Raw genomic sequence first — 9,094 nt, forward strand, 5'->3', positions numbered from 1 at the left:
GGCATTTGCAAAAATGGGGCTTATTTTAATCCGAGTTTGAGTTTTTATTCTAAAAATTATGTTTCTATTTGTGAGGTATCTCATGCTTAAAACCTATTTCCTGATAGTTGACCCCTTTTATTTCTTTAAAGTTTTATAGTTTAAAATAATTTTAATACTGAATTTAAAGCCGAAGCAGTTTGTCTACATCAAAAATGAGCAATATTTTATCTGGTAGTTGATAAATGTTTTTTACATACTCTTTTGAAATCCCTTCTATCTTTTCTGGTGTCTTTTCTATCTTATCCACAGGTACCTCCATTATATCTCCAATTCTTTCAACCACAAAAGAAACCGGTGCCTCTCCTTCAGTTTTAAGAATAAGATTTACGGTGGGTTTTATATTTTCCTTCAAACCCACCATTTTTGCAAGGTCCATAACAGTAACGATCTGCCCTCTTAAATTCATGATTCCTAAGATAAACTCATCTGCCAAAGGAACTGGCGTTATCTCTGTATCCTTGTTTATTTCCATGATAATATCCGCCGGTATCCCACATAAAAAATTCCCTAAATAAAACGTTACAAAGGTTATGGTGTCAATGGTTGCAAGCTTATGATCTTTTTCCTCTGATAAAATAACCTTTTCTTTCTCTCTCTTCATTATATTCATCTTTTAAAACCTCCTTTTTAACTTAAGAGTTGTTTTATCCTTTCAAGCACTTGGTCTCTTTGTAGCTTCACTTCATAGCCGTTTGCCCCAAACTCAAATACCTTCCTTTTGACTTCCTCCCCTGCAAGGGCTGTTACTACAATCACAGGAAGGTTTTTAAACTGAGGATTTCCTCTTAACTCTTTTAACAACTCAAACCCATCCATCTCTGGCATCTCTATGTCGGTTATTACCAAATCAAAGTTAGGGTCATTATGTAATTTTTCTATCGCTTCACGTCCGTTCTCTACACACTCAACCTCAAAACCCATCGCCTCTAAATAGTTCTTCATCATGTTCCTGAAAAACGGTGAATCCTCTGCCAATAAAATCCTCTTAGCAGTATGAACCTCCTCTTTAAATTTAACCACAAACCACTCTGGGTCATACATCTCTATTACCTTGTAAATGTCTATAAAAAGCACAGTTTTCCCGTCTATTATCTTATGTCCTAATATCCCAGGATTGTTGTAAAGCCCTTCCTCTATTTCAAGGGTGGTCTCAATGGTATCAACTATGCTTGAACAAAGAATAGCACAAGTTTTGCTTCTCTCTGTAAAGAATAGCACTATGTAACTATCTTGATAAGGTAGCCCTTGCAAGGGCAAATAATTTTCTAATCTTATCACAGGAACTACCTGGTCCTCATAGATGATAACCTCTTTACCACCTACGATCTGTATGCTATCCGCTTTAACTTTATCAAGCCTTGAGATAAGTGCTATAGGTAATGCAAGTCTGTCTTGTCCTACATCAAATAACAACAAGAAATAGGTTTCATCTTTTGAGGTTTTAATCGTAATTCTTTCAGCATCAAGCCTTTTTTCTACCTCTTCCACACTTAATCCAATAAACTTTGATAATCCAACCACATCAAGAATTAAAGCTAACGCTCCATCTCCCATAATCGTTGCTCCACTGTAAACCGGTATATCTTTAAACCACTTACCTAAAGGCTTAACCACTATTTCCTCTGAATTTAAAATCTCATCTACAAGCAACCCTAAAACTCTTTCTCCTGTGGTTAATATCACAAGATTTTTAGACAAAACCTCTCCGTTTGAGCTCTGTTTCAATATCTCTGAAAGCTTCAATACCGGTATAATCTCTCCTCTTAGTCTATAAAAATCTGTAGACCCTACCTTTAAAAGGTCTTTATTAGGGTCCACATTTACAAGTTCTTTAAGATTAACCTGAGGAATTGCATACTTGTAACCACCTGACTTAACGATAAGTGCAGGAATGATAGCAAGGGTAAGAGGAATTTTTACCCTAACCGTTGTTCCCTTACCATAGATGGTGTTTATCTCAATCGTTCCTCCAAGTTTTTCGATGTTTGTTTTTACCACATCCATCCCGACTCCACGACCAGACACCTGAGTAACCTTTTCAGCTGTAGAAAATCCAGGCTTAAAAATCAAAGCAAGTAAATCACTCTCCCTTGCTCTTTGGGCTTCCTCTGCTGTCAAAAAACCCTTCTCTACCGCTTTCTTACGAATTTTCTCTACATCAATACCTCTTCCGTCATCCTCGATTTCTATCACTACTTGACCACCTTCCTGATACGCCCTTAAATAAATCGTTCCCTCTTCCCTTTTACCAACTTGCACCCTCTCTTCAGGAGGTTCTATCCCATGATCGATAGCGTTTCTAACTAAATGCGTAAGAGGGTCTTTTATAGCCTCAATTATTGAACGATCAAGCTCTGTTTCTGTCCCCTCAAGATGAAGATTTACCTTTTTCCCTAAGGATTTTGCAAGATCTCTAACTATCCTTGGAAATTTATTGAAAACTGTCCCGATGGGTTGCATCCTTGTTTTCATTATGGTTTCTTGCATCTCAGTGGTAATCATAGAAAGTGCTTGAACACTTCTTGTAAGGTCGTCATCAAGTATCTTTTGAGAAAGCTGAACCACCCTGTTCCTTGCTAAAACAAGTTCTCCTGCCAAATTCATAAGCTGGTCTAAAAGCTTTACATCAACCTTAATATGTGTTTCTGTTAACTCTACTTGAGGAGTAGCTACCTGTGGACTTTCTTTTTTCTCTTTTTTATCATCAAGCTTTTCAACCATTTTTTGAGTTTTTTCTTCCTTCTTTTCCTCTTTTTCAACAGATTCCTCTAAGGTTTTCTTAGGAATAGCTTCTTCAGAAGGAACTTGTAAGGGTTCCTGCTGAGTTTCCTGAGAGGTTTCTTGCTGGGTTCCCTGAGAGATTTTTTCAGAAATTTCTTGAACAGGTTCTTCTATAGGTTTTTCGCTAGACTTCTCTTCTTTTATCCCCTTTTTAATCTTTTCTGTAAAGTTAGAAAGAGTTACTAAAAATTCAAGAAGATTATCATCTATAGGCTCTTCTTTATGGGTCTCTAAATGCTGAACGATAAACTTTATCCAGTCAACCGCCTTAAGCAACATGTCTATAATATTATCATCTGGTTTAAGCAAGCCATCTCTAATCTTTGAGAGAATTTCCTCTGAAAAATGAGCGATAGATTCAAGAGACTTAAAACCAAAGAATCCAGAAGCCCCCTTTAGAGAATGCATGCTTCTAAAAAGAGAACGAATCACCTCTAAATTTTCTTTGTCCTTTTCTAATTCAAGAAACCCCTCTTCTAAATTAGCAATCGCCTCTTTTGCTTCAACTAAAAAGTCTTGCAAAATATCTTCATCAAACATCATAAAACTACCTCCCTCATTTTAATGACATTTTTCTCTCATCTAAACAGAATTTTATTAAAAAAAAATTTTTTGTCAAACCTCGATTTAAATAAATTTATTAAACTTATCTATTAATCTTATCTATTAATTTAGGTTGTTATTAAGCTAAAGTTGGATTTTTTTGATAGTGTGCTAAAATAGTTAGTCGTGAATAAAGCTTTTTTTTATCTTGGAATAACCATTCTTTTTTTTAGTTCCTACGAGGTAGTAAGTAGAACACTTACCGGTTTAGTCAACCCTTTTCAGGTCGTTTTTCTAAGGTTTTTAATAGGAGGTATATTGCTTTTACCTTTTGCCTTGTCTAAGTTTAAAGATTTAGGGTTTAATCTTAGTCTTAAAGATTTTTTTTATCTTTTCCTTTTAAGTCTTATTAACATAGTTTTTAGTATGTGTCTCTTACAACTTGGCATCAACCAAACTAAAGCCAGCTTAGCTGCGGTAATCTTTAGTTCAAACCCTATTTTTGTAGCACTTTCTGCTTATTTCTTACTAAAAGAACCACTAACCTATAAAAAGGTTTTAGGTTTAGTTGTAGGTTTTTCAGGCTTAATCTTTACCTTTTATAAAGATTTAAACATAGACTATAGTTATTCTTATGGGATACTATACCTGCTTCTTTCAGCTTTAACTTATGGGATATACACCGCTTTTGCCCAAAAGATAAACCATAAGATAGATAATTTAGTTATGAATTCTATCTCCTTTCTCATAGGAAGCCTGCTTTTGGTACCCATTCTCTTGACTTTTCATCAGCCGCTCTTTTCGGTTCCTAAACAAGCCTGGCCTTCTATCCTTTATATAGGAATTTTTGTAACTGGAGTAGCTTATTATACCTATTTTAAAGGACTAAGTCTGACTAATGCCAGTCGAGGGTCCACCATATTTTTTATCAAACCAATATTAGCAAGTTTTTTAGCTTGGCTTTTCCTTTCAGAAAAAATAACCTTGCAGTTAATCTTAGGAGGATTTATAACAATCCTCGGTATTTTTTTGGTTCAAAAAGAAGGTAAGTCAAAACTGGAACTATCTGAAAAGAAAGCAAAAACTCTTTTTTCTGGAGATAAACGGTGGATAAGTTAAGGTTGAATAAATTTTTAGCTGCCTGTGGGATTACTTCCAGAAGAAAGGCAGATGAACTTATTAAACAAGGTAAGGTTTTAGTAAATGGAGAAGTTGTATCAGACCTATCTTATAAAGTTGACCCACAAAAAGACGAAGTAATAGTAGAAGGCAAAAAAATTTCGTTACCAGAAAAAGTCTATTACCTATTCTACAAGCCTAAAGGGTTTTTAACCTCGCTTTATGATCCTCACCACAGAGAAACCATCAGGTGTTTTTTAGAAAAACTACCTCAGAGAGTATTTCCGGTAGGTAGACTTGATAAATACAGCGAAGGGTTACTTTTACTCACCAATGACGGTGATTTAGGAAACTTTTTACTTCACCCTAAATACGGAGTAGAAAGACGTTACTTGGTTTGGGTAAGTCCTAAATTGGAAGAACCGAAAATAAAAAATTTACTAAAACATGGAATTCATCTTGAAGGGAAGTTGGTTAAACCTCTTGTTTTTAGGTTAGTTAAAAATGAAAATAAAAGCTATGTTTATGAGGTTTGTGTAAAAGAAGGGATAAAAAGAGAAGTTAGAAAAATGGTAGCTTATTTAGGAGGTAAGGTTCACAAGCTGCTACGTGTTCAGTTTGGCCCCCTTATGCTTGGAGACCTTAAACCTGGAGAAATAAGGCCTCTTTCTAAGTCTGAATTGCAAAATCTTTTTAAATTTGTAGCTCAACTAAAGAACTCTAAAAGTTTAGCCAGAGCTTTTTCAGGTGAAGAGACATAATTAACACCAGGAATGTTTTCCCATGTGTTAATCCCTATCACTGGTTTCCACATCTTTAAAGCTAAAGCTATCTCAGAAAGGGTACCGTATCCACCGGAAATGGCTATCACCGCTTCAACCGACCTTATCAAGATTACGTTTCGTGCATGTCCCATATCACTAAGCACCAATACTTTAACATAAGGGTTAGCTTCTTCGACTTTATGCCCTGGCAGAATCCCTACTGTGGTAGCTCCAGCCTCAAAAGCTCCCTTACAAGCCGCTTCCATTACTCCGCCCAGACCACCGGTATAAACTATGGCCCCCTTTTCACCCAAGAGTTTTCCCATAGTATAGGCTATTTGATAGGTGCTCTCATCAGCAATCCCTGCCCCCACCACAGCTATCCTTCTATTCTTTAAATCCATAAGCCCCCACCAACTTTACAAATCTTACTGGTTCTAAGGTTTGGATTTTAAGTTTACCATCTTTTTTAATCCCCTTTACCAAAATTTGAGAAAATTCATCTCCTACAGGGATGACAATCCTCCCCCCTTCGGCAAGTTGGTCTACCAAAGGCTGAGGGATCTGGGGAGAAGCTGCAGTAACAATTATAGCATCAAAAGGTGCAGCCTCAGGCCATCCTAAACTTCCGTCTCCAATCTTAAGAGAGATGTTCTTATATCCCAAGCTTAGGAGCACTTTTTTAGCCTTTTCAGAAAGGTCAGGATCTCTTTCTATAGTGTAAACCCACAAAGCTATCTCTGCAAGAATAGCTGTTTGGTATCCAGACCCTGTTCCTACTTCTAAAACTCTCTCTTTCCCCTTTAACTCCAAGGCCTCGGTCATTAAAGCTACGATATAAGGTTGAGAAATGGTTTGTCCCTTTCCTATGGGTAAAGGAAAGTCTCCGTAAGCCTGATCTCTTAAGGCTTCTTCAACAAAAAGATGCCTTGGCACTTTTAGCATCGCTTGAATTACCTTTTCATCTTTAATACCTCGAGCTACAATCTGAGATTTAACCATTTTCTCTCGGGCGATCCTATACAGATCCTTGTCGTAAAAACCCTGCATCTGCTACCTCTTTTTAGGTTTTTCTACGGTGTAATAATAACAATCCACTACCTGGTCTTTGTAGATAACAATTTTAAGTATTTCGGTATAATCTTCTCCTTTATAACGATTGGCTAATGGGATGTCTTCCCAAAAATTTTTAACCCTGTAGTAATAATACCATTCTTCTCGTCCGTCAGGAAATACAAAAATCTGCACAGGGGGGCCTAAAAACTGGGTAACTTCCATTTTGTTTGTCTGATTAGGTTTGATAAGGCTGGCTTTTGAGGCTAAATTAGGTCCGGGTTTGGTAGCACAACCCCACAAACATAAACCTAAAAATACCGTTAACAACCATAACCTAAGCTTCATCTTTCCACCTATTTCAATTTTATTCAAATATTAACATAGAAAAAACCTTTTCACAACAAACTTTTGAGTTAAAATTAAACCGCTATGAAATATTACAAATGCGGTGGAGAGACCTTCGAGTTAACCCTTAATCCTTTTCCGTTTAAATGTAAAAGGTGTAAAGGAAATGAAGCTCTCATAGAAATCCCTTCTCAAGGCATCAAAGTTTGTCTCACATGTTTTAATCAAATCTTTGAAAACCGCCTTAAAAACACGATAAAAAGATACAGGATGTTTCGTAACACCAAAAAGGTGGGTGTTTTTGTTTCAGGAGGGAAAGACAGTGCCGCCCTTCTTTTTAGTTTAAAGAAGGTTTTTCCTGAGCTGGTTCTTCAAGCTATTCATCTAAACTTAGGTATACAATACTATTCAGACCTTGCAGAGGAAACGGTTAGAAAGCTCTGCCAGGAAATCGAGGTTCCTTTATATGTCTATAATATACCTAAGGAGGAAGGTTACTCTATAGACCATTTTGTACATACTATGTTCAAAAACAAAATCTGCTCTGTATGTGGGGTAATAAAAAGGTATCTTTTTACGAAAATAGCTAAAAACTTGGGCATAGATGTTATTGCTACAGGACATCACCTTGACGATACGGTTTCTACCATGCTAACCTTATTTTTCCAGGGAGATTTTGAGGGCATCGTAAGACTTGGGCCGGTTTTGCCCCCTTTATACCCTGGTCAAGCAACCAAGGTTAAACCTTTCTATCATACCCCAGAAAAAGAGATTTTTTACTATGCAGCCCTTAACAAGATACCTGTAGAAACTTGCAGCTGCCCTCATGGAGAAATTACCCCAAGCAAAAAAACTAAAAAAATCATAGAAGAATGGGAAAAAGAAAACAAACAGTTTAAATACCAGCTTCTTTCTGTGTTTGTAAAAAAACTCATACCTCTTTTAAAAACCCATCCTGACTACAAACTTTCTCCTTCTGAGTTTAAAAGTTGTGTTAAATGTGGAGAAATTACTAGTTCTTCTGACGAGATATGTAGTCGCTGTAAAAGGGTTTCTTTGATAGAAAAGTTAGAAGACAAAGAGTTAGAATTAACCCCAGAGAAGTTTAGAGAGTTTATCGAAAATCATCCCAAAGAGGATTGGATGGTTTTTGACCTTAGAGAAAAAGAGGATTTTGAAAAAGGAGGTTTTGACGGGGCGTTATGGATTAATCCTGAGATAGTGCAAGCTTCTTATCGAAAACTGTCTAAACTTTTCAAACCTTACAGAAATAAAACCTTATTTTTTTATTGCTATACCGGAAGACTAAGTTATCTTCTCACCTTAAAGCTTAGAAAATTAGGGTTTAAAGCTTTCAACATAAGTTCTCCAGAAAGGTTGCTAACAGGTTAAAAATTTATAAGCATCCTTTTACTAAAAAGGAGATATAAAACCCTAACTAAGGTTTAAACTCTACCATAAACTTTCTGTATTTTAAAGGGACGTTTCTTTTCTGGCCTGTCAAGTTTTCTCTTTCCTTAATGGCAAGGGTTTCAAAGTAATTTTTCCAGAGGTTCGAAAAAAATGTCTCCTCCTCTGTTTCTTGAGGTATAGGTTTTATAATCTCTGCTTGGATCATATGTCCTTTATGACAAAAGACACCCAGCCCTCTTTTACGGTCATGCAAGATAATTTTTTCGTTTCTAAATCGGTTGGCGAAATGTCTGGCCAAAGGTACGATCACGTTAAATTCCGGCTCAAAGGCGGCATAGAGATAACCACCTTTCACCTCTTTAAACCTCAAAAAGCCTTTATATCGATGAATTTCTCTTCTTACCCTGTTAGCTGTTTTATATATGTGGAAAAAAGCGGGGTCAGAAAAAATTAATCTTTCTTTCCCTGCACTAACAAGAGAGACAATTTGTTTTAAATCTTCAAAGAAGCTATCTTTTTCAGAAAGGCTGTAATAGTATAAAACCTTAAGCACATCTTTATCAAGATTTGCTAAAAGCTGGGCTAAACTTGAAATTTCCTGTTTAAAAAGGCTATCTTGCCTTATCCCAGACTGTTTTTTTAACTCTAATTTCCAATTTAAATAATTTTAAAACAAACCAAGACAAGTAGCAAAACTTAAAGCTAAAATGAAGAAGTTTATCTTAGCTTTAAATCCTTCTAAAGATACTGCCCTGATATCCTCTATTCCCATATAGTATAACTTGCTAAATACTGTCTCTATTCTCTTCCTTACTCTCTTTAAAAACTCTTGTTTATCCTTTTGTTTGTGATGTACTTTCCCCTTCTTTCTTATAGCCTCTAACTCTATTCCTAAACTCTTAAATTCTTCTTTTAAATCCTTTGAATTAAAAGCTTTGTCTGCTATTATTGTCCCTTTGTTTAATATATCTATCAAAACACTGTCCTCTTTTACTTCCTTTAAAAAGTTTATATCATGCTTTGAAGCTGGA

10 protein-coding genes are annotated in these 9,094 nt (G+C 35.9%); 3 read left to right on the top strand and 7 right to left on the bottom strand.

Annotation, left to right across the window (positions count from 1 at the left end):
• Window positions 1-163: 163 nt before the first annotated feature.
• A complete protein-coding gene (locus PWP26_RS08010; protein WP_081856459.1) occupies window positions 164-652 on the bottom strand; it encodes a chemotaxis protein CheW in 489 nt (162 codons plus the stop codon).
• A 17-nt stretch (window positions 653-669) separates the two neighbouring features.
• Window positions 670-3,366 carry a chemotaxis protein CheW gene (locus PWP26_RS08015; RefSeq protein ID WP_287568453.1) on the bottom strand — a complete coding sequence of 899 codons (2,697 nt, stop codon included), beginning with the start codon at window positions 3,364-3,366 and terminating at the stop codon, window positions 670-672.
• A gap of 186 nt (window positions 3,367-3,552) precedes the next feature.
• Here PWP26_RS08015 and PWP26_RS08020 point away from each other — a divergent pair, with 186 nt between their 5' ends.
• Both PWP26_RS08020 and PWP26_RS08025 read left to right on the top strand, forming a co-directional pair.
• The gene (locus PWP26_RS08020; RefSeq protein WP_287568455.1) at window positions 3,553-4,485 is read left to right on the top strand and encodes a DMT family transporter; all 933 of its coding nucleotides are present in this window, start codon (window positions 3,553-3,555) and stop codon (window positions 4,483-4,485) included.
• On the top strand, window positions 4,473-5,246 hold the full coding sequence (locus PWP26_RS08025; protein WP_287568457.1) for a pseudouridine synthase: 774 nt from the start codon (window positions 4,473-4,475) through the stop codon (window positions 5,244-5,246). The genes PWP26_RS08020 and PWP26_RS08025 overlap by 13 nt, the downstream gene beginning before the upstream one ends.
• On the opposite strand, the gene PWP26_RS08030 is transcribed toward PWP26_RS08025, so the two are convergent.
• The 3 genes from PWP26_RS08030 to PWP26_RS08040 are packed head-to-tail and all read right to left on the bottom strand — an operon-like array spanning window position 5,192 to window position 6,650.
• The gene (locus PWP26_RS08030; protein WP_028841749.1) at window positions 5,192-5,653 is read right to left on the bottom strand and encodes a TIGR00725 family protein; all 462 of its coding nucleotides are present in this window, start codon (window positions 5,651-5,653) and stop codon (window positions 5,192-5,194) included. The two genes, PWP26_RS08025 and PWP26_RS08030, sit on opposite strands and share 55 nt — an antisense overlap.
• Window positions 5,637-6,299 (bottom strand): protein-L-isoaspartate(D-aspartate) O-methyltransferase, encoded by a 663-nt coding sequence (locus tag PWP26_RS08035; protein ID WP_287568458.1) that lies wholly within the window; start codon window positions 6,297-6,299, stop codon window positions 5,637-5,639. The genes PWP26_RS08030 and PWP26_RS08035 overlap by 17 nt, the downstream gene beginning before the upstream one ends.
• A gap of 3 nt (window positions 6,300-6,302) precedes the next feature.
• Complete coding sequence (locus tag PWP26_RS08040; RefSeq protein ID WP_028841751.1) at window positions 6,303-6,650, bottom strand: hypothetical protein; 348 nt, start codon at window positions 6,648-6,650, stop codon at window positions 6,303-6,305.
• 84 nt (window positions 6,651-6,734) lie between these two features.
• Between PWP26_RS08040 and PWP26_RS08045 the strand changes: the two genes are divergently transcribed.
• A complete protein-coding gene (locus PWP26_RS08045) occupies window positions 6,735-8,042 on the top strand; it encodes an ATP-binding protein (protein ID WP_273018955.1) in 1,308 nt (435 codons plus the stop codon).
• Window positions 8,043-8,088: 46 nt separating this feature from the next.
• On the opposite strand, the gene PWP26_RS08050 is transcribed toward PWP26_RS08045, so the two are convergent.
• Both PWP26_RS08050 and PWP26_RS08055 read right to left on the bottom strand, forming a co-directional pair.
• Window positions 8,089-8,688 carry a TIGR03915 family putative DNA repair protein gene (locus tag PWP26_RS08050; RefSeq protein ID WP_367652127.1) on the bottom strand — a complete coding sequence of 200 codons (600 nt, stop codon included), beginning with the start codon at window positions 8,686-8,688 and terminating at the stop codon, window positions 8,089-8,091.
• A 42-nt stretch (window positions 8,689-8,730) separates the two neighbouring features.
• Window positions 8,731-9,094 (bottom strand): transposase (locus PWP26_RS08055; protein WP_301399368.1); only part of this gene is annotated, 364 nt, incomplete at its 5' end.

This window comes from Thermodesulfobacterium sp. (assembly GCF_030445475.1).
Classification (GTDB): Bacteria; Desulfobacterota; Thermodesulfobacteria; order Thermodesulfobacteriales; family Thermodesulfobacteriaceae; genus Thermodesulfobacterium; species Thermodesulfobacterium commune.

Excerpts from the sequence above, each read along its gene's own strand:
- PWP26_RS08010 (WP_081856459.1), bottom strand. The coding sequence starts at position 652 with ATGAATATAATGAAGAGAGAGAAAGAAAAGGTTATTTTATCAGAGGAA.
- PWP26_RS08015 (WP_287568453.1), bottom strand. The coding sequence starts at position 3,366 with ATGATGTTTGATGAAGATATTTTGCAAGACTTTTTAGTTGAAGCAAAA.
- PWP26_RS08030 (WP_028841749.1), bottom strand. The coding sequence starts at position 5,653 with ATGGATTTAAAGAATAGAAGGATAGCTGTGGTGGGGGCAGGGATTGCT.
- PWP26_RS08035 (WP_287568458.1), bottom strand. The coding sequence starts at position 6,299 with ATGCAGGGTTTTTACGACAAGGATCTGTATAGGATCGCCCGAGAGAAA.
- PWP26_RS08040 (WP_028841751.1), bottom strand. The coding sequence starts at position 6,650 with ATGAAGCTTAGGTTATGGTTGTTAACGGTATTTTTAGGTTTATGTTTG.
- PWP26_RS08045 (WP_273018955.1), top strand. The coding sequence starts at position 6,735 with ATGAAATATTACAAATGCGGTGGAGAGACCTTCGAGTTAACCCTTAAT.